At 63.7% G+C, this 20,345-nt stretch carries 20 protein-coding genes; 18 read left to right on the top strand and 2 right to left on the bottom strand.

Annotated elements, in window-relative coordinates; all coding sequences use genetic code 11:
* Positions 1–52 precede the first annotated feature (52 nt).
* The 8 genes from AC1DZU_RS02270 to AC1DZU_RS02235 all read left to right on the top strand — a co-directional run bounded on the left by AC1DZU_RS02270 (position 53) and on the right by AC1DZU_RS02235 (position 7,817).
* The gene (locus AC1DZU_RS02270; RefSeq protein WP_477281345.1) at positions 53–1,084 is read left to right on the top strand and encodes a LacI family DNA-binding transcriptional regulator; all 1,032 of its coding nucleotides are present in this window, start codon (positions 53–55) and stop codon (positions 1,082–1,084) included.
* A 363-nt stretch (positions 1,085–1,447) separates the two neighbouring features.
* Positions 1,448–2,389, top strand: coding sequence for a sugar ABC transporter substrate-binding protein (locus AC1DZU_RS02265; RefSeq protein ID WP_184873061.1), 942 nt, complete (start codon positions 1,448–1,450; stop codon positions 2,387–2,389).
* A 97-nt stretch (positions 2,390–2,486) separates the two neighbouring features.
* Entirely contained in the window at positions 2,487–3,563 is a 1,077-nt protein-coding gene (locus AC1DZU_RS02260; RefSeq protein WP_477281343.1) for an ABC transporter permease, read from the top strand.
* A gap of 2 nt (positions 3,564–3,565) precedes the next feature.
* On the top strand, positions 3,566–4,333 hold the full coding sequence (locus tag AC1DZU_RS02255; RefSeq protein WP_477281340.1) for an ATP-binding cassette domain-containing protein: 768 nt from the start codon (positions 3,566–3,568) through the stop codon (positions 4,331–4,333).
* 112 nt (positions 4,334–4,445) lie between these two features.
* The gene (iolG, locus tag AC1DZU_RS02250) at positions 4,446–5,447 is read left to right on the top strand and encodes an inositol 2-dehydrogenase (protein ID WP_477281336.1); all 1,002 of its coding nucleotides are present in this window, start codon (positions 4,446–4,448) and stop codon (positions 5,445–5,447) included.
* A gap of 25 nt (positions 5,448–5,472) precedes the next feature.
* Entirely contained in the window at positions 5,473–6,267 is a 795-nt protein-coding gene (locus tag AC1DZU_RS02245; protein ID WP_477281334.1) for an SDR family oxidoreductase, read from the top strand.
* A gap of 12 nt (positions 6,268–6,279) precedes the next feature.
* A complete protein-coding gene (locus AC1DZU_RS02240) occupies positions 6,280–6,522 on the top strand; it encodes a hypothetical protein (protein ID WP_477281332.1) in 243 nt (80 codons plus the stop codon).
* A 203-nt stretch (positions 6,523–6,725) separates the two neighbouring features.
* Complete coding sequence (locus tag AC1DZU_RS02235) at positions 6,726–7,817, top strand: 3-deoxy-7-phosphoheptulonate synthase (RefSeq protein ID WP_477281330.1); 1,092 nt, start codon at positions 6,726–6,728, stop codon at positions 7,815–7,817.
* Positions 7,818–7,862: 45 nt separating this feature from the next.
* On the opposite strand, the gene AC1DZU_RS02230 is transcribed toward AC1DZU_RS02235, so the two are convergent.
* Complete coding sequence (locus AC1DZU_RS02230; protein WP_477281327.1) at positions 7,863–8,498, bottom strand: LysE family translocator; 636 nt, start codon at positions 8,496–8,498, stop codon at positions 7,863–7,865.
* 127 nt (positions 8,499–8,625) lie between these two features.
* Here AC1DZU_RS02230 and AC1DZU_RS02225 point away from each other — a divergent pair, with 127 nt between their 5' ends.
* Positions 8,626–9,330: a helix-turn-helix transcriptional regulator gene (locus AC1DZU_RS02225; protein WP_477281325.1), complete on the top strand. Its 705-nt coding sequence runs from the start codon at positions 8,626–8,628 to the stop codon at positions 9,328–9,330.
* A 21-nt stretch (positions 9,331–9,351) separates the two neighbouring features.
* Here AC1DZU_RS02225 and AC1DZU_RS02220 read toward each other — a convergent pair whose 3' ends face one another.
* Positions 9,352–10,461 carry a Gfo/Idh/MocA family protein gene (locus AC1DZU_RS02220; protein ID WP_477281323.1) on the bottom strand — a complete coding sequence of 370 codons (1,110 nt, stop codon included), beginning with the start codon at positions 10,459–10,461 and terminating at the stop codon, positions 9,352–9,354.
* 154 nt (positions 10,462–10,615) lie between these two features.
* Here AC1DZU_RS02220 and AC1DZU_RS02215 point away from each other — a divergent pair, with 154 nt between their 5' ends.
* From AC1DZU_RS02215 to phnN, 9 genes are all read left to right on the top strand, one after another.
* Positions 10,616–11,461: a MurR/RpiR family transcriptional regulator gene (locus AC1DZU_RS02215; RefSeq protein ID WP_477282204.1), complete on the top strand. Its 846-nt coding sequence runs from the start codon at positions 10,616–10,618 to the stop codon at positions 11,459–11,461.
* A gap of 140 nt (positions 11,462–11,601) precedes the next feature.
* Positions 11,602–13,536, top strand: coding sequence for a bifunctional 5-dehydro-2-deoxygluconokinase/5-dehydro-2-deoxyphosphogluconate aldolase (locus AC1DZU_RS02210; protein WP_477281321.1), 1,935 nt, complete (start codon positions 11,602–11,604; stop codon positions 13,534–13,536).
* A 50-nt stretch (positions 13,537–13,586) separates the two neighbouring features.
* Positions 13,587–15,437, top strand: a complete 1,851-nt coding sequence (gene iolD / locus AC1DZU_RS02205) for a 3D-(3,5/4)-trihydroxycyclohexane-1,2-dione acylhydrolase (decyclizing) (RefSeq protein WP_477281319.1) — start codon at positions 13,587–13,589, stop codon at positions 15,435–15,437.
* Between the two features lie 72 nt (positions 15,438–15,509).
* The gene (gene iolE, locus AC1DZU_RS02200) at positions 15,510–16,427 is read left to right on the top strand and encodes a myo-inosose-2 dehydratase (protein ID WP_477281317.1); all 918 of its coding nucleotides are present in this window, start codon (positions 15,510–15,512) and stop codon (positions 16,425–16,427) included.
* Positions 16,428–16,506: 79 nt separating this feature from the next.
* Complete coding sequence (locus AC1DZU_RS02195) at positions 16,507–16,740, top strand: DUF3329 domain-containing protein (RefSeq protein ID WP_477281316.1); 234 nt, start codon at positions 16,507–16,509, stop codon at positions 16,738–16,740.
* Positions 16,741–16,745: 5 nt separating this feature from the next.
* Positions 16,746–17,558: a 5-deoxy-glucuronate isomerase gene (gene iolB, locus AC1DZU_RS02190; protein ID WP_477281314.1), complete on the top strand. Its 813-nt coding sequence runs from the start codon at positions 16,746–16,748 to the stop codon at positions 17,556–17,558.
* Positions 17,559–17,814: 256 nt separating this feature from the next.
* The gene (locus AC1DZU_RS02185; RefSeq protein WP_477281312.1) at positions 17,815–18,522 is read left to right on the top strand and encodes a DUF1045 domain-containing protein; all 708 of its coding nucleotides are present in this window, start codon (positions 17,815–17,817) and stop codon (positions 18,520–18,522) included.
* 34 nt (positions 18,523–18,556) lie between these two features.
* Positions 18,557–19,711 carry an alpha-D-ribose 1-methylphosphonate 5-triphosphate diphosphatase gene (locus AC1DZU_RS02180; RefSeq protein WP_477281310.1) on the top strand — a complete coding sequence of 385 codons (1,155 nt, stop codon included), beginning with the start codon at positions 18,557–18,559 and terminating at the stop codon, positions 19,709–19,711.
* Positions 19,708–20,337 (top strand): phosphonate metabolism protein/1,5-bisphosphokinase (PRPP-forming) PhnN, encoded by a 630-nt coding sequence (phnN, locus tag AC1DZU_RS02175; RefSeq protein WP_477281308.1) that lies wholly within the window; start codon positions 19,708–19,710, stop codon positions 20,335–20,337. The genes AC1DZU_RS02180 and phnN overlap by 4 nt, the downstream gene beginning before the upstream one ends.
* Positions 20,338–20,345: the final 8 nt, after the last annotated feature.

The raw sequence follows: 20,345 nt of genomic DNA, 5'->3' as shown, positions 1-20,345 counted from the left end.
CATTTCCTATCAGAATGATGTAAGACGGGCTGGGCAATCCGATGAGGCAAGCATGGCAAAACGGCCGACCATCACCGATCTGGCGCGCATCTCCGGTGTCAGCGTTGCCACGGTGGACCGTGTGCTCAACAGCCGCCTGCCGGTGCGCGAGGACACGGCACGCCGCGTCTACGAGGCGGCAACCGAGATCGGCTATCACGCGGCCGGCCTGATCAAGCAGCGAATGCGCCATGAATTGCCGGAGTACCGGCTGGGCTTCCTGCTGCTCAAGGGCAATTATGTCTTCTACAGCGACTTCGCACGCGAGCTTGAACTCGCCGTGTCGCGGTCGCCGCGTTTCCGCGGTGTCGCCATCATCGACTTCGCGGACTCGCTGGCTCCCGATGAAATCGTCGAGCGAGCGCGCAGGCTGGCGGCCAAATGCAGAGCCGTCGCCTTGGTCGGGCCGGATCACCCGACGCTGACGGTCGCCGTCGAGGAGATGAAGGCGAAAGGACTGCCGGTGTTTTCCCTGCTGTCCGACTTCGCCGCCGGCATTCGCGAGGGCTATGTCGGCCTCGACAACCGCAAGGTCGGCCGCACCGCCGCCTGGATGATTTCGAAGGCCGCCAAACGGCCCGGCAAGGTCGCGCTGTTCGTCGGCAGCCATCGTTTCCACGGCCATGAGCTGCGCGAGATCGGCTTTCGCTCCTTCTTTCGCGAGCAGGCGCCGGAATTCACCTTGCTTGAGACATTGGTCAACCTGGAAGCCAACCAGATCACGCAGGACACGCTGCTCGACCTCCTCGGCCAGCACCCCGATCTCGTCGGCTGCTATGTCGCCGGCGGCGGCATGGAAGGCGCGGTCGCGGCACTAAGGCAAGCAAAGCCCGCAGATATGCCCGCCGTCATCTGCAACGAGATCACAGCCATATCGCGCTCCGCCCTGGCGGACGGTGTCCTGACGATGGTGATCTCGACGCCGCTGGCAGCGCTTTGCCGCGAGCTGGTCGACCTGATGGCACATGCCATCGAAACGGGTGCGGCGAACGCGCCGGGCCAGACCTTCCTGCCGTTCGATATCTATCTGCCGGAAAATATCTAGCGCTGTCGACCTTCAAGATTGGCTGAGACACCTGAACTTCGTCATCCCAGGGCGGAGCAGGAGCGAAGCAGCGTCGCAGAGCCCCTGGGATGACGAAGTGATGGGCGCCCGTCATCCGAAAATCGCGCATCCGGTTTTGGAATCTCCCTTGACGCCTAGAGGCAAAATGGAATAAATATTTCACCAGCTATATATTTTGGTTCTTTCGTTCCGGAACATCTGTTTCAAACAGAGGGTTTGACGTTCCAGCAAACGGGAAACGTCACCCGGGACTGAAATGACATCGGGAGAGATTCCCCGGGGAGATCGGGGATTCCGGATAGATCGGTGCAACCGGACACCAATATGTGGAGGAGAAACACAATGAAGAAACTGATTTTGGGCGTCGCTTTCGCGGCGCTGATGAGTTCATCCGCCATGGCCGCCAAGGTCGGCGTATCGATGGCCAAGTTCGACGACAACTTCCTGACCGTGCTGCGCAACGGCATGATCGAGCAGGCCAAGGGCATGAGCGGTGTGGAGCTGCAGGTCGAGGACGCGCAGAACGACGTCGCCAAGCAGCTTGACCAGATCAAGAACTTCGCCGCCTCCGGCGTCGACGCGATCATCGTCAATCCGGTCGACACCTCGGCCACGCAGGCAATGTCGGACGCCGCAGCTGCCGCCAAGATCCCGCTGGTCTACGTCAACCGCGAACCGGTCAATGTCGACAAGCTGCCGGAAAACCAGGCCTTCGTCGCTTCGAACGAGGCCGATTCCGGCACGCTCGAGACCAAGGAAGTCTGCCGCCTGTTCAAGGAAGCCGGCAAGAAGGAAGCCAATGTCTATGTGATCATGGGCGAGCTGTCCAACCAGGCCGCCGTGCAGCGCACCAAGGATATTGAAGAGGTGATCGCCACGCCGGATTGCAGCTTCATCAAGATCATCGACAAGCAGACGTCGAACTGGAACCGCGACGAGGCCCAGAACCTGATGACCAACTGGCTGTCGACCGGCAAGCCGTTCGATGGCGTCATCGCCAACAATGACGAAAGCGCCATCGGCGCCATCCAGGCGATGAAGGCCGCCAACATCGACATGAAGGCGGTCGTGGTCGGCGGCGTCGACGCCACCCAGGACGCGCTTGCCGCGATGCAGGCCGGCGACCTTGACGCAACCGTGTTCCAGGACGCGGCCGGCCAGGGCGCGGGCGCGCTGGACGCGGCGTTGAAACTGTCCAAGGGCGAGAAGGTCGAACACAAGGTCTACGTCCCCTTCCAACTGGTGACGCCGGCGAACATCGACAAGTTCCTGAAGAAGAACTGAGCAACGGGCATACGGAGCGGCGCTTCAGCGCCGCTCCCCTTCCCTCAGCGCCAGCAAGGCAGCGAGGGGCGACCGCGGCTGACGGAGGATAGAAGATTTGGCACAGACATCTCATGGCGTCGGCGGGGTCGGCTACGACGCGAAGAAGCGCACGTGGCCTGCCGAAATCAACGTTTTCCTGGCGCTTGTCATCCTCGTCATCGTCTTCGAACTGATCGGCCGGATCTTTCTCGGCGACAGCTTCCTGTTCAACACCCGCAGCGACGTCAGCGGGATCTTCAACGAGGCGCGCCTGCAGATCATCATCCTGCAGGTGTCGATCGTCGGCATCATCGCCATCGGCGTGACGCAAGTGATCATCACCGGCGGCATCGACCTGTCCTCGGGTTCGATCGTCGGCGCGACAGCGATGATCGCCATGAGTTTTGCCCAGGTTGCGACCGTCAATGGCAATCCCAACCCCAAGGCGATGTTCCTCGCGCAAGGTTGGACCGACCTGCCTGTCATCGTGCCGCTGCTGGTCGCGATCAGCTGCGGGCTGTTCGCCGGCCTGGTCAACGGCGCCTTGATTGCCTATACGCGCATTCCGCCGTTCATCGCCACGCTCGGCATGATGGTGACGGCGCGCGGCATCGCCAAATGGTGGTCCAAGGGACAGCCGATCTCGTTTCCCACCGACAGTTTCGCTGCAATCGGCAAAGGCCTGATGCCGGTCATCATCTTCCTGTCGCTGGCGGTGCTGTTCCAGCTGATCATGACCTACACGCGATACGGCAAGCACTGTTACGCGATCGGCTCCAACGAGGACGCCGCGCGCATGTCCGGCATCAAGATCGCCAACCACAAGATCCTCGTCTACGTCATCGCCGGCGTGCTCGCCGCGCTCGCAGCCGTGGTGCTCAGTTCCAAGAACCTCACCGCGCAGTCGGGCATGGGCGTGATGTACGAACTCGACGCGATCGCCATGGCGGTCATCGGCGGCGTCTCCTTGTCGGGCGGCCGCGGCTCGATCGTCGGTACGGTGATCGGCTCGCTGATCTTCGGTGTCATCATCTCCGGCTTCACCTTCCTGCGCCTCGACGCCTACTACCAGGAGATGGTCAAGGGCGTGATCATCGTCGGCGCAGTCGTTCTCGACCAGTGGCGTCAACGCCTTAGGGCAATGAGGGCTTGATCATGGCAGACATCGTCCTGAAGACCGAAAACCTGACCAAGCGCTATGGCGGCGTGCATGCGCTGGAAGGCGCGAACTTCGAGCTGCGCAAGGGCGAGCATGTCGCCATCATGGGCGACAACGGCGCCGGCAAGTCGACCTTCGTGCGCCAGATCACCGCCGTCGAGCAACGCACCGACGGCAAGATCTGGTTCGACGGCAAGGAAGTGAACTTCACCGGACCGATCGCGGCGCGCGAGGCGGGCATCGAGACGGTGTTCCAGAACCTGGCGCTGGCCGACGACCTCGACGTGCCGTCGAACCTGTTCCTCGGGCGCGAAAAGGTGCTGTTCAATCTCGGGCCGTTCTCGATCCTGGATCGCAAATACATGCGCAAGGCGACCGAGGCCGCACTTGTCCGCACGGCGGTGAAAATCCCCAATCTGTCCAACACCATCCGCCACATGTCGGGCGGCCAGCGCCAGTGCGTGGCGATCGCCCGAACCGCGACCTTCGCCTCCAAGCTGATCATCATGGATGAGCCGACGGCAGCCCTTGGCGTGCAGGAGACCGCACAGGTCGAAAACATCATCCGCACGCTGAAGGACAATGGCGAGCCGCTGATCCTGATCAGCCACAACATGCGCCAGGTGTTCGACCTTTGCGACCGCATCGTCGTCTTCCGCCGCGGCCGCATCGTCGCCAACCTGCGCAAGCAGGACACCGACGGAAACGATATCGTCTCCTACATCACCGGCGCCAAGACCGGAGAGGCGGAACTCACGGCCTAGGGCCGGGCAAGGAGGCGGTGGTCACCGCCTTCCTGTCGATGTCGTCTTGACCGGAACATCACCCGCGCCCATGACCGGCGCCTTGCTTCGAACCATCCTCAAAGGACATTCCATGGTACTCCGCTTCGCCCTCCTCGGTGCCGGCCGCATCGGCAAGGTCCACGCCCGCGCCGTCGGCTCCAACCCGCAGGCCAAACTGGTTGCCGTTGCCGACGCCTTCGAGAAAGCGGCGACCGAGCTGGCGACCGCCTATGGCGCCGAGGTGCGCAGCATCGACGCCATCGAAAAATCCAAGGACATCGACGCCGTCGTCATCTGCACGCCGACCGACACCCATGCCGATCTGATCGAGCGTTTCGCCAAGGCCGGGAAGGCGATCTTCTGCGAGAAGCCGATCGACCTCGACGTCAAGCGCGTCGAGAAGTGCCTGGCCGTGGTCGAGAAGGCCAGGGCGACGCTGATGGTCGGCTTCAACCGGCGCTTCGATCCGCATTTCGCCGCCGTGCGCAAGGCGATCGACGACGGCGCCATCGGCGCCGTCGAGATGGTGACCATCACCTCGCGCGATCCAGGTGCGCCGCCGATCGACTACATCAAGCGCTCGGGCGGCATTTTCCGCGACATGACCATCCATGATTTCGACATGGCGCGCTTCCTGCTCGGCGAGGAGCCGGTGGCGGTCAGCGCGCACGCCTCGGTGCTGGTCGACAAGAAGATCGGCGCCGCCGGCGATTTCGACAGCGTCAGCGTCATCCTGGAGACCGCTTCCGGCAAGCAGGCCGTCATCTCCAATTCGCGCCGCGCCACCTATGGCTATGACCAGCGCATCGAGGTGCATGGCTCGAAAGGCATGATCGCGGCCGAGAACCAGCGTCCGGTGTCGATCGAACTGGCCAACGAGAAGGGCTATACGCGCCCGCCGCTGCACGACTTCTTCATGACCCGCTACCTCGACGCCTATGCCAATGAGATCGCTGCCTTCATCGCAGCGGCGACCTCAGGCAAGAAGGCGGCGCCAAGCGGCGCCGACGGGCTCGTGGCGCTGAAGCTCGCCGATGCGGCGCTGAAATCGGCCACATCGGGCAAGACCGTCCGTCTCGACACGGCAAAGTAAGATCACCAGGTACAGGAGCCCAGCGATGAGCACATCAGCCGCTCGCAATCGTGAAACGCGCGCCATCGTCACTGGCGGCGCGCAAGGTATCGGCTTTGCCGTCGCCGAGGCACTGGCCGACGAGGGCTGCCAGGCTTTGGCGCTGATCGGCCGCTCGCAGGAGAAGGGCGACAAGGCCGTCGCCCATTTCAAGAAATCGGGCGTCGACGCGATCTTCATCAGCGCCGACGTCTCGAAGGTCGCCGACTGCAAGCGCGCCGTCGCGACCGCAATCTCGCATTTCGGCACCATCAACGCCCTGGTCAATGCCGCAGCGACGTCGGCACGCGGTTCGCTGGTCGAGACGAGCGAAGAGCTTTTCGACCAGATCTTCGACACCAATGTGCGTGGACCCTTCTTCCTCATGCAGGGGCTGGTCGCCCACCTCTTGGAGCGCAAGGCGCCGGGTTCGATCGTCAACGTGCTGTCGATGTCGGCGCATGCCGGCCAGTCCTTCCTGACGCCCTATTCGACCAGCAAAGGCGCGCTGATGACGCTGACCAAGAATGTCGCCAGCTCCTATCGAAAGAACCGCATCCGCTGCAACGCCGTGCTGCCCGGCTGGATGGACACTGAGGGCGAGGCGATCGTGCAGAAGAAATGGCACGACGCTCCGGACGACTGGCTGGAGAAGGCCGAAGCCGCGCAGCCGATGGGGCAACTGGTCAAGCCGGCGCAGCTCGCCCGGCTGATCAGCTATATGATCAGCCCGCAAGCGGGCGTCATGACCGGGTCGCTGGTCGACTACGACCAGAACATTGCCGGGGTGATCGGTGAGTAGAACCTCGGTTCGATGCATCCATATTGGATCACGCTAAGCGGCCATCTTGGTGTCGGCATCACCGCCCGGTCGGAAGCCGATGCGCTGCAACTCTTCGTGCTTGCCTTCGGGTCCGCCGAGAAAATTGTCAGCATCGAGATCATCAAGGACATGAACGATCTCGAACAAAATCACGTCGTGCCCAATATGGGCGGAGCCAACTGGTTTCGACGCGGCATCTGGTTTCCGCAGGGCCACGAGCACATTTCAAATTGAGGGGGGACGTGACAAGCGCCTCCGATTCGACTATATGAGCCTCATGATCAACCTGACCGCCACGTATTGGTACTTTAGGAGCTCGCTGGCGGCGGGAGGATTGCGCTCGATCTGAAGATTGCAGCAACAAGATCCGAACAGCCGCCAGACCTGGCGGCTTTTTTGTTTCAGCCGGCAGGTCTCCCAATCAGGAGCAGAAAGCCGTGTTGACCACCACAGATGACCTTCGGGTCAAGGAAATCAGGGAACTGAGTACGCCGGACCAGGTGATGCGGGAGATCCCGCGCACGCTGACGGCGACGCGCACCGTGAGCGCCTCACGCAATGCCATCCATGCCATATTGAACGGCACCGACGACCGGCTGCTCGTCATCGTGGGCCCCTGTTCGATCCACGACCCGGTCGCTGCCGTGGACTATGCCAGCCGTCTGGCGGCGCTGCGCGAAAGTCTGGCGGACCGGCTCGAGATCGTGATGCGGGTCTATTTCGAGAAGCCGCGCACGACGGTCGGCTGGAAGGGGCTGATCAACGATCCCGACCTCGACGGCAGCTTCAACATCGACAAGGGGCTGCGGATGGCGCGCAACGTGCTGTCGGCCGTCAACAATCTCGGCCTGCCGGCGGCGACCGAATTCCTCGACATGACCACGCCGCAATACATTGCCGACCTCGTCGCCTGGGGCGCCATCGGCGCGCGCACGACCGAGAGCCAGATCCACCGCGAGCTGGCATCGGGCCTGTCCTGCCCGGTCGGCTTCAAGAACGGCACCGACGGCAATCTGCGGATCGCCGCGGAGGCGGTGAAATCGGCCGCCCAGCCGCACCATTTCATGGCGGTGACCAAGGGCGGACGCAGCGGCATCGCGACGACCACCGGCAATGAAGACTGCCACGTCATCCTGCGCGGCGGCGTTCAGCCCAACTATGACGCGGCGAGCGTCGAGGCGGCCTCGGTCGAACTCGCCCGCATCGGCGTCGCACCTCGGCTGATGATCGATGTCAGCCACGCCAACAGCTCAAAGAAGCCCGAGAACCAGCCCAAGGTGGCGGCCGATGTCGCGGGCCAGGTCACGGCGGGCGACGAGCGCATCATCGGCGTCATGATCGAGAGCAATCTCGTCGCCGGGCGGCAGGACGTGATGCCCGGCAAGCCGCTCGTCTACGGCCAGAGCATCACGGATGGCTGCATCGACTGGGCGACCACCGAGACCGTGCTGCACGGCCTTGCCGGCGCCGTCGAGTGGCGGCGCTCGGTGCGCCGCGCCATCATCGACAGCCGGCAGGGAGCCGCCTGACGCGACTGGCAACGCCGGCATGGAAGTGGGCGGCATGATCTGGATTCATGCCGCCTTCAAACCTTGCCAGGCGGTCAGCACCGACACCGCGACCAGAAGCAGTCCGGCCGCCCGGCCGGCAAATGCGGTCGCCCGTGGATTGGCGACCAGCAGATTGCGGCTGCGCCCGGCGGTGATGGCGAGCCCGCCATAGACGGCAAACTGCACGGCGACCGTCATCAATCCCATGATGGCCGCCTGTATCCAGATCGGACCGTAGGCCGGCTTCAGAAATTGCGGATAGACCGCAAAGACGAAGAGATAGGCTTTGGGATTGATCAGGCAGATCACCAGTCCCTGGCGAAACGCCTTCCATGCGGAGCGGCTGCCGGCAGGCCCGCCATCGCCGACCTTGATCGAGCTGCGCATCAGCGTCAGGCCGATAAAGGCCATGTAAGCAGCGCCGACAATCAGCAGCGGATCGTAGAGGATCGGCACGAAATGCATCAGCAGGCCGACGCCGACAGCGCCGTTCAGCGTATGCACCATGCCGCCCAGCATGATGCCGCCGGTGGCGGCAAGGCCTCTGTTGCCGCCACCGGTCAGTGCATTGGCAAGCACGAAAAGCATGTCCATGCCGGGCACGATGATGATGCCGAACAGGAGGAGGAAGAACAGCCAGAGATTTTCCGCATAATTCATGTCAGTTGCCTGTCGCCTCGCCCGGCCATGCCGTTGAGGAATATGTTGATTTTCAATTCGATAGGCAGTCGTATAAGTCAGCCCTACTGACGATGTAGTGTCAGTTGCGATCGGAGTGGGTGAGGAAATGCGCAAGGCATCGCGACTGTTCGAGATCATCCAGATCGTGCGGCTGGCGAGGCAGCCGGTGACGGCTGCCATGATGGCTGAAAAGCTGGAAGTGACGGTGCGCTCCGTCTATCGCGATATTGCAGCACTTCAGGCGATGCGCGTGCCGATCGAGGGCGGGCGCGGCATCGGCTACATCCTGCGCCCCGGTTTCGACCTGCCGCCGCTGATGTTTTCGATCGAGGAGATGGAGGCGATCGTTCTGTCGCTCGCGCTGCTGGAACGCACGGGTGACAGCGAGCTTAAGCAGGCGGCCAAGCGTGTCAGCGCCAAGATCGCCGGCGCGGTGCCGCCGCCCTTGCGCCAGACATTCGACGCCAATGCGTTGCATGCGTGGGGATTCGCCGCGCCCTCGGTCGGTGCGGTCGATCTGGCGCTGGTGCGCCGCGCCATCCGCGACGAGGAGAAGCTCGACCTGTCCTATCGCGACGAGCTTGGCCGCGCCTCCGAGCGCCTCATCCGCCCGATTGCGCTGATCTATTACGCCGAAACCGCCAACATCGTTGCCTGGTGCGAGCTGCGCCAGGCGATCCGCAATTTCCGCAGCGACCGGATCGAGGATTGCCAGGCGACGGGGCTACGGTTCAAGGGCGAAGGCGATCGTTTGCGGCAGGTGTGGGTGAACGGGTGGGAGACGAACGCCGCCCAGGTCGCAAGCGGCTGAGGCGATCCATCGCGAAGCAGACTACCTCACATCGACCCAGCGCTTTTCCTCGAACGAGCGCGCCATCGCGTGCACGGTGCGCTCGATCTCCAGCCCTTCGGCAAACTCGATGATCCGCGCCGGCTTGCCGGCCAGCCGCGTCAACAGTTCGTGGCACTCGATGATCTTGAGATCGTTGAAGCCGAGGCCATGGCCGGGCGCCGGCAGGAAGGCGTCATAGGGCTTGTGGTGCGGCGCCACCAAAATGGTGCGATAACCCTGTTCGGTCGGACGATCGGCGGTAAGATAGAGCTGGAATTCGTTCATCCGCTCCTGGTCGAACAGGATCGACCCCTTCGAGCCGAAGATCTGGATGGCGATGCGGCCCTTGCGGCCCCAGGCCGAGCGGTTGACCAGCAGCGTGCCGGCAATGCCGTTTTCCAGATGCATCAGCACGCTGGCGATGTCATAGGTCTCGACCGCGCGGCGGCCGCCGGCGGCGAGCTTGCGATCGGCATAGGGCTTGGCCATGTCGCAGATGACGCTGGCGACGCGGCCGAACAAGGCGGAGACCAGCGACAGCGGATGCACGGCGAAATCGTCGAGCGCGCCATAACCGGAAGCCGCTTCGTGCTTCCAGAAGAACAGCGCCTCCGGGTCGGCCATGAAGTCCTCGTCCATCTCGATGCGCAGATGGTTGACCTCGCCGATGACCTTCTCGTCGAGAAGCGCGCCGATGTGGCGGATGGCCGGGCTCTGGATGTAGTTGTAGCCGAGGGCGGCGACCTTGCCCGACTTCTTCGCCGCCGCCGCCATGGCTTCGGCCTCGGCGAAGCTCGGCGCCATAGGCTTTTCGCACCACAGATGCTTGCCGGCCTCGAGGATGGCGATGGCCATCTCCGGATGGAACTGGTTGGGCGTGGTCAGCGAGACGATATCGACATCCGGGTCGTTGACGACGGCGCGCCAGTCGCCGGACGCCTTGGCGAAGCCGAACTCGCCGGCCTTGCGCCTGGCGAGGTCCTCATTGACCTCGCCGAGATGGACGAGCCGGGGCTTGGGCACGTCGGGAAAGACGGCGCCGACGGCACTCCATGCGATGGCGTGACACTTGCCCATGAAACCCGTGCCGATGAGACCGACGCCGACCATTTTCCATTTCTCCACTGCCTGAAGCGTTGGATGGATGAATTAGTCCATTTTCTCCTGGAATGGAATGTCTGCCTCATTTTTTATGGCGTTCTTGCGCAGGCTCGCTATGATGGGGCAGAGAGGGTACCCATAGATGAGCCTGGACAGAGCGACGATGGACGAACGGGTACCTCGCGACTTCGAGACGCTGCGCGCCACCATCCTGGACCGGCGCGAAAGCCTGCCCAAGCGCATCGCCCAGATCGCCGCCTATGCGCTCGACAATCCCGACGACATCGCCTTCGGCACCGCCGCCAGCATCGCCGCTTCGGCCGGCGTGCAGCCGTCGACGTTGATCCGCTTTGCCCAGCAACTCGGCTTCGACGGTTTCACCAGCCTGCAGCAGGTGTTTCGCGAGCGGCTGCGCGAGCGCAATTCCTCCTATGATGAACGCCTGCAGGCGCTGCGGGCCAAGGCCGAGGGCGCCGCCGGTCACCGAGCGATCTTCGACGGCTTCGTCGCCGCCGCCAGCACCTCGCTCAACGACATTTCGCGCACGCTGGACGACGCGCATCTGGAAGACGCGATTTCCCTGCTGGCAAAGGCGGAGACCATCTACGTGCTGGCCAAGCGCCGCTCCTATCCGGTGGCGTCCTACATCGCCTATGCGCTGGCCAAGCTGAAGATCCGCAACCAGCTGATCGAATCGGCCGCCGGGCTGAACGCCGAGATGATCGCATTCGCCACGCCGGCGGATGCCGTCATCGCCATCAGCTTCTCGCCTTACGCGCCGGCCACCATCGACGAGGCGCGCAGCATTTCGGAACAGGGCGTGCCGATCGTCGCCATCACCGATAGCTCGTTTTCGCCGCTCGCCCAGTTCGCCAGCATCTGGTTCGAGGTGGCCGAGGCGGATTTCGCCGGCTTCCGCTCGCTGTCGGCGACGATGGCGCTGGCCATGGCGCTGACCGTCGGCGTCGGCGAAAAACGGCGCAGCACGGGCCGCAGGCGCAAGGCCTAGCAGGCACCTCAAAGACAATTTTAGACCAGGGAATGCTCATTCCATATTGACTATGGATTGGAATTATTATTTCATATTCCTGGCGCCACGCTGCCGCTCGCGCGTGTACCCCAAAACAACAAGGCCGATGGGAGGTTCCAATGAGCGAAGCCATGGACGCGAAACAGGCGCCGCTCGACGTCATCACCATCGGTCGCGCTTCCGTCGACCTTTATGGCCAGCAGATCGGCTCGCGGCTGGAGGACATCACCTCGTTCGCCAAGTCGGTCGGTGGCTGCCCGGCCAACATTTCGGTCGGTACGGCGCGGCTCGGCCTGCGCTCGGCGCTGCTCACCCGCGTCGGCGACGAGCAGATGGGCCGCTTCATCCGCGAACAGCTGGCGCGCGAAGGCGTCTGCGTCGACGGGCTGAAAACCGACAAAGAACGCCTGACCGCATTGGTGCTGCTGTCGGTCGAGGACGAAGGCGTGTCGCCGATGATCTTCTACCGCAGCGACTGCGCCGACATGGCGCTGGCGCCGGAAGACATCGACGAGGCCTTCATCGCCTCGGCGCGATCCATCGTCGTCACCGGCACGCATTTTTCCCGCCCCAACAGCGATGCCGCGCAGCGCAAGGCAATCCGCATCATCAAGGCCAAGGGCGGCAAGGTGGTGTTCGACATCGACTATCGGCCGAACCTCTGGGGTCTGGCCGGCCATGCCGAAGGGTTCGAACGTTACGTGAAATCAGACCGGGTCTCGGCCCAGCTGAAGACAGTGCTGCCCGATTGCGACCTGATCGTCGGCACAGAAGAAGAGATCATGATCGCGTCGGGTGCCGATGATTGCCTGAGCGCCTTGAAGACGATCCGCTCGCTGTCCTCGGCGACCATCGTTCTGAAGCGAGGCGCCATGGGCTGCATCGTCTATGACGGGCCGATCAGCGACGATCTCGAGGACGGTGTCGTCGGCAAGGGCTTTCCGATCGAGATCTATAATGTGCTCGGCGCCGGCGACGCTTTCATGTCCGGCTTCCTGCGCGGCTGGCTGGGCGGAGAAGACCATGCGACGGCGGCGACCTGGGCTAATGCCTGCGGCGCCTTCGCCGTGTCGCGGCTGCTCTGTGCGCCGGAATATCCGACCTTCGAGGAGCTGCAGTTCTTCCTCAAGAACGGCAGCAAGCATCTTGCCTTGCGCAAGGACGAGGCGATCAATCACATCCATTGGGCGACCACCCGCCGCCGCGACGTTCCCTCGCTGATGGCGCTCGCCTGCGACCATCGCATCCAGCTCGAGGATGTGGCGGCAAAGGCCGGTGCCGATCCCGCACGCATCCGCGATTTCAAGGTGCTGGCGGTCAAGGCGGCAGCGAAGGTCGCTGCCGGCCGTGACGGCTATGGCATGCTGATCGACGAGAAGCATGGCCGCGAGGCGATGTTCGAATTCGCCCGCCATCCCTTCGCCTGGCTCGGGCGGCCAGTCGAATTGCCGGGATCGCGACCGCTGCGTTTCGAGTTCTCGCAGGACATCGGCTCGCAGCTCGTCGAATGGCCGGTCGACCACTGCATCAAGTGCCTGTGCTTCTATCACCCCGACGATCCGGCGGCCTTGAAGGAAGAGCAGCAGCAGAAGCTGCGCGCGCTGTTCGAGGCCGCGCGTAAGGTCGGCAGGGAATTGCTGGTCGAGATCATCGCCGGCAAGCACGGCAAGCTCGACGACAAGACGATCCCGCGCGCGCTGGAGGAACTCTATGCGCTCGGTATCAAACCCGACTGGTGGAAGCTCGAACCGCAGGCTTCGGCGGCGGCGTGGGCAAAGATCGAAGCGGTGATCCTCAAGCACGATCCGTGGTGCCGGGGCGTCGTGCTGCTTGGCCTGGAAGCGCCGCAGGACGAGCTGGAAGCGGCTTTCGCCGCCACCGCCAAGGCGCCCATCGTCAAGGGATTTGCCGTCGGCCGCACCATCTTCGTCCACGCGGCCGAACAATGGCTGGCCGGCAAGATGTCGGATGACGAGGCGATCGCCGACATGGCCTCGCGCTTCGAACAGTTGACCGAAGCGTGGCTTGCCGCGCGCGGCCGCAAAGCAGCATAAGAAGGCGCGGCATAGGACAAGCGGACCCAAGGACTGGGGAGGAAACCACCATGAGCAAGACAATCCGCCTGACAATGGCGCAGGCGCTGACCCGCTTTCTCAGCAGACAGATGACCGAGATCGACGGCAACAAAGTCCCGATCTTCGGCGGTGTCTGGGCGATCTTCGGCCATGGCAACGTCGCCGGCATCGGCGAAGCGCTCTATCAGGTGCGCGACGAACTGCCGACCTTCCGCGCCCACAATGAACAGGCGATGGCGCATGCGGCGATCGCCTTTGCCAAGGCCAATTTCCGCCGCCGCTTCATGGCGGCGACCTCGTCGATCGGCCCCGGCGCGCTCAACATGGTGACGGCTGCTGCACTCGCCCACGTCAACCGGCTGCCGGTGCTGTTTCTGCCCGGCGATGTCTTCGCCAACCGCATTCCCGATCCGGTGCTGCAGCAGGCCGAGGATTTCTCCGACGGCACGGCGACGGTCAATGACTGCTTCCGTCCGGTGTCGCGGTATTTCGACCGCATCACGCGGCCGGAACAGATCATCCCGGCGCTCAGCCGTGCCATGCAGGTGCTGACCGATCCGGCCGATTGCGGCCCGGTGACCCTGTCGCTGTGCCAGGATGTGCAGGCCGAGGCCTATGACTATCCCGAGAGCTTCTTTGCCGAGCGGGTCTGGCACCAGCGCCGCCCGCGGCCGGACCGCCATGAGCTGGCCGCAGCGGTGGCAGCACTCAAGGGGGCGAAGAAGCCGCTGGTGATCGCCGGTGGCGGCGTGCTTTATTCGCAGGCCTCGGATGAGCTGGCGAAATTCGTGCAGGGCGCCGGCATCCCGGTCTGCGAGACGCAAGGCGGCAAATCCTCGCTGCCGGACGATCATCCGCTCAACATGGCGGCTGTCGGCGTCACCGGCACGTCGGCCGCCAACCGGCTGGCGGAGGAGGCCGATGTCGTGCTGGCCATCGGCACGCGGTTGCAGGATTTCACCACCGGCTCGTGGGCGCTGTTCAAGAATTCCGGCAAGACCATCATCGGCTTGAACGTACAGCCTTTCGATGCCGGCAAGCACCGGGCGCTGCCGCTGGTCGCTGATGCGGCCGAGGGGCTGGCCGAACTCGGCGCGGCGCTGAAGGGCTGGAAAGCGCCGGCAAGCTGGACCGACAATGCCGCCGCCGGCAAGAAGGCCTGGCAGGCCGAGGCGGCCAAGGTGACCGCGTCGACCAACGCCGCCTATCCTTCCGACGCGCAAGTGATCGGCGCCGTGCAGCGCGCGATGGGCTCTGGCGTAACCCTGCTGCATGCCGCCGGCGGCCTGCCCGGCGAACTGCACAAGCTGTGGCAAGCTGGCGCGCCCGGCTCCTATCATGCCGAATACGGCTTCTCGACCATGGGCTACGAGATTGCCGGCGGCCTTGGCACCAAGATGGCGAAGCCGGACGAGGAGATCGTCGTCATGATCGGCGACGGCTCCTATCTGATGCTGAATTCCGAGATCGCCACCTCGGTGATGCTCGGCCTCAAGCTGACCATCGTGCTGCTCGACAACCGCGGTTATGGCTGCATCAACCGGCTGCAGATGGCGACCGGCGGCGCCAACTTCAACAATCTCCTGAAGGACTCGCGCCACGAAATCCTGCCCGATATCGACTTCGCCGCGCATGCGGCCAGCATGGGGGCGATCGCCGAGAAAGTCCCGTCGATCGCCGGGCTGGAAAACGCCCTGGAAAAGGCAAGGAAGAACAACCGCACCACCGTGCTGGTCATCGACACCGATCCGCTGGTTTCGACCGATGCCGGCGGCCATTGGTGGGATGTTGCGGTGCCGGAGGTGTCGGCGCGTGCCCAGGTAAACGCGGCGCGCAAGGCCTATGACGAAAAACGGCAGATGCAGACCATTGGCGATTGATGCCAACGCCGGCAAATCCCACCTTTCCCCTCGCGGGGAGGGTGGGCACGAACTGAAAACTGGAGTGACGACTTGAAAGCCAAACTGGGCATGTCCCCCATTGCGTGGTGGAACGACGATCTTGCGGAACTCAGCGATGATGTGTCGCTGGAAGAGTGTTTGCGCCAGTCGCGCTCGGCCGGTTTCACCGGCATGGAGATGGGCCGGCGGTTTCCAAATGATCCCGATGTCATGCTGCCGATCCTGAAGGCGGCCGACGTGACGCTGTGCGGCGGCTGGTTCTCGGGCACACTGGTCGATGAGGACATCGGCAAGAACAAGGATCGCATCCAGCCGATGATCGATCTGTTCAAGGCGGTGAACGCGCCTTGCATCGTCTATGGCGAGGTCGGCCGTTCGATCCAGGGCGACCGCTCGAAGCCGCTCGCCACCAAGCCGAAGCTCTCGAACGACGAGATAAAGGCCTATGCGAAACGCCTCACCGAGTTCGGTGAATGGTGCGCCGAAGAAGGCATGCCGCTGTCCTACCACCACCACATGGCGGCGGTGGTCGAGACCGAGCCGGAACTCGATGCCTTCATGAACTATTCCGGAGCCGGCATTCCGCTGCTGCTCGATGCGGGGCACCTGGCCTTTGCCGGCGGCGATGTCCTGCGCGCCATCGACAATCATCACAAGCGGATCAGCCATGTGCATGTGAAGGACGTGCGCATGGGCGTGATCGACAAGCTCGACCGCACCAAGCAATCCTTCCTCGACGCCGTCGCGCTGGGGGCCTTCACGGTGCCGGGTGACGGCTCGCTGGATTTCGGCGCCATCGTGCAGCGGTTTGCCGACCATGGTTACGAGGGCTGGTTCGTGGTCGAGGCCGAGCAGGATCCGAAGAAGAACCCGCCGCTCAAGATGGCTGAGGTCGGCCACAAGGAATTAATGCGGGTGATGACGGCGGCCGGCTATACGGTCGAGACACAGGGCTTTCCAAATGCCTAGGGCTTCCCCAATGCCTACGGCTTTGCCAATACCTGACGCGCTGGTTCTCGGCGAAGCCGGGTTGCTGTAGGTTGGCCGGATGAAAGATTCCGAGCATCCGTTTTTCCGGCCTTTGTGGCGGCGCGTTGCCGTCGTCGCGGTCTGCGTCATCTGGTCGATCATCGAATTCGCCACCGGCACGCCGTTCTGGGGCGTGCTCGCGCTCGGCTTCGCCGGCTACGGCGTGTGGCAGTTCTTCTATCTCTACAAGCCGGCCGACGAGAGGCCTACCGACGAGAGCAAGGCAACGGCCGAGCCAGAACCGAAGGAGTGAACCGGATGTCGAAGCTGCTGGTGAAGGCCAACAAGGGCCATGGCCGCGTCGCCCATGTGACGCCGCAGATCGCAGGCTGGACCTATGTCGGTTTCGACCTGCATCGGCTGAATCCCGGCGAGAGCGCGTCGGGAAAAACGGACGATCGCGAGGTCTGCCTGGTGTTCGTCACCGGCAAGGGCAAAGCGACGGCCGGCGGCAGGGACCTTGGACTGCTCGGCGAGCGCATGTCGCCCTTCGAGGGCAAACCGTGGTCGGTCTATGTACCCGAGGGTTCCGACTGGTCGGTTACGGCAGACACCGAACTGGAACTCGCGGTCTGTTCGGCACCGGGCCTCGGCGGCGGCCTGCCGGTGCGCGTGATCAGACCGGAGGATCTCGGCCAGGAGGTGCGCGGCAAGGGCACCAACACGCGCTACGTCACCAACGTCCTGCCGGAGGGCAAGCCGGCCGATTCATTGCTGGTGGTCGAGGTCATCACGCCCGGCGGCCACACGTCGAGCTACCCGCCGCACAAGCATGACCAGGACAATCTGCCGGCGGAATCCTATCTCGAGGAGACCTATTATCATCGGCTCAACCCGCCGCAGGGCTTTGCCTTCCAGCGCGTCTACACCGACGCCGACAAGAACGGGCATCGCGCGCTGGATGAATCCATGGCTATCGAGGATGGCGATGTCGTTCTGGTCCCCGAGGGCTATCATCCCTGCGCCGCCTGCCATGGCTATGACCTCTACTATCTCAACGTGATGGCCGGGCCGAAGCGGACGTGGAAATTCCACAACGCGCCCGAGCACGAATGGTTGATGAAAGCCTGACCGGTCATACGTTTCGGGTGAAGCTGTTGGTCCAGCTTGGGAAAATCGTCGGCTAAGGACCCACCGGGTCGATTTGCCTTCGAAAACCCTTCAAAGCTTCGTCAATCCGTCATGGAAATCGCCTATGGCAGCGGGGTCAGTGCATGTCGCCCAAAAGTGAGCAGCGGTTTGGGATTACGACATGCGAAAAACCAAGACTTAAAGCGCGTCGCAGCATTTCTTCAAACGCGGCGCGCTTTGACGAGGACTTCTTCTCATGCGCTACGCCATCTATTTCACTCCCCGGCAGGACGAGCCGCTGGCGCGGATCGCCGCCAATTGGCTGGGGCGCGACCCGTTCGGTGGCGCGACAAGGCCGGTGGAGACGGTGGCCGATCTGTCGGCGGCGGAAGTTGCCTTCCACACCGCTTCGGCGCGGCGCTACGGTTTTCACGCGACGCTGAAAGCCCCCTTCCGGCTGGCTGCCAACGAGACGGAGACCTCGCTGCGCGCGGCACTCGACCATTTTGCCGAGGCAACGCCGGTGGTGACGATCCCGCGCCTTGTCGTCAGCCAAATCGACAGCTTCTTTGCGCTGGTGCCGGAAGGACCACTGCCTCCGCTCAACCGCTTTGCCGATGACGTGGTGCTCGGTTTCGACCGGTTTCGCGCACCGTTGACCGAGGCGGAGATCGAACGGCGTAGCCCGGATTCACTGAAGCCAGCCGAATTCCGCAATCTGTGCCATTGGGGCTATCCCTATGTCTTCGAGACCTTCCGCTTCCACATGACGCTGTCCGGCCGGGCGGGGCCACAGGAAAGCCCTCGTCTTCGCGCAGCAATCGACAGCCTGTTCGCGGAGGTGTTGCAACAGCCCCTGCTGGTCGAGGCGTTGACGCTGTTTGTCGAAACCGAACCGGGCGCCCCGTTCATGGTGCTCTCCCATCACGCGCTCGGGCGCCGCCCTGCCAGAAAAACCGCCTGAATACCCCAGCCGGAATAAACAAGGACTGCCTGAAATGACCGCCGAAACTGTTCTTACCAACGCGCGCATCGTGCTTGCCGACGAGATCGTCGAGGGTTCGCTGGTGCTGCGCGACGGCTTTATCGCCGGCATGGATGCCGGCACTGGCCACACCGGCGGGAACATGGCCGGCGAGGACATGGGCGGCGACTACATCATTCCCGGGCTGGTCGAACTCCACACCGACCATCTCGAAGGCCACTACGCGCCGCGGCCGAAGGTGCGCTGGAATCCGATCGCCGCCGTGCTCGCCCATGACGCGCAAGTGGCGACCGCCGGCATCACCACCGTGCTCGATGCCTTGCGCGTCGGCATGGACGAGGACGCCGACCTGACATCGGACGACATCCGCAAGCTGGCGGACGCGATCGAGGACAGTGTCCAGCAGGATCGTCTGCGGGCCGACCACTTCATCCATTTGCGCTGTGAGGTTTCGGCGCCGGACTGCCTCAAGGCCTTCGCCAATTTCGACGGTGACGAGCGGGTCAAGCTGGCATCGCTGATGGATCATGCGCCCGGCCAGCGCCAGTTCGTCAACCTCGAAACCTATGCCTACTACTATCAGCGCAAGCTGAAACTGACCGACCGCGACTTCAAGCTGTTCTGCGAAAAGCGGATGGCGGAATCGGCCAGGAATTCCGGACCGAACCGTGTCCATATCGCCGCCGCCTGCCACGAACGCGGCATCGTTCTGGCAAGCCACGACGACGCCACGACAGGCCATGTCGACGAGGCGATCGAACAGGGCGTGCGCGTCGCCGAGTTTCCGACCACGGAGGAAGCCGCCAGGGCCTCGAAACAGGCCGGGCTCGGCGTCTTGATGGGTGCGCCCAACGTCATGCGCGGCGCTTCGCATTCGGGCAATGTCTCGGCCCGCACGCTGGCCGGCGACGGGCTGCTCGACATCCTGTCGTCCGACTATATTCCTTTCAGCCTGATCCAGTCGGCATTCTTCCTCGGCGACGTCGTCGAAGGCATTTCGCTGCCGCAGGCGGTCGCCATGGTCTCGAAGAACCCGGCCGAAGCGGTTGGCCTGACCGACCGCGGCATCATCGAGCAGGGCCGCCGCGCCGATCTGGTGCGCGTGCGTGTCGACGACCATGTTCCGGTCGTGCGCACCGTCTGGCGGCAGGGACGCCGGGTCGCATGATGGTGTCGGCCTTGATCGAGCGCGAATTGTCCGCGGAGACGTTTCCGATCCGCGACGGCGTCTTCGTCGCCGTCGTCGGCCCGAGCGGCGCCGGCAAGGATACGGTGATCGGCTACGCCCGCGCCCGCTTTGCCGACGAGACCCGGCTGGAGTTCGTACGCCGCGTCATTACCAGGCCGAGCGATGCCGCGAGCGAGGATCACGACACGCTGGCCGACGCCGCCTTCATCGAAGCCGAAGCGGATGGCGCCTTCGCCATCTCCTGGGAGGCGCATGGCTTGCACTACGGCATCCCGGTCGATGTCGACTGGTCGGTCGCCAACGGCCGTGTCGCCGTCGCCAATGTGTCGCGTGCGATTATACCGGTCCTGCGCGAGCGCTATGCGAATCTGGCCATCGTCGAGATCACCGCCTCGCCGGAGGTGCTGGCCGAGCGGCTGGCTATGCGCGGGCGCGAGTCGCGCGGCGAGGTGCTGGCCCGGCTGGCGCGCAGCGCCAATGTGACCTTGTCCGGACCTGATGTCACCTCGATCGACAACAGCGGCCCGCGCGAGGCGGCCGGCGAACGTTTCGCCGAGGTGCTGCGCAAGGCGATGGCCTTCTCTGACATGTCGGGCTTGATCTAGAGCCATAG

It is taken from the genome of Mesorhizobium sp. P2_A12 (assembly GCF_056405075.1).
This window is presented reverse-complemented; position numbering and strand designations above follow the sequence as displayed.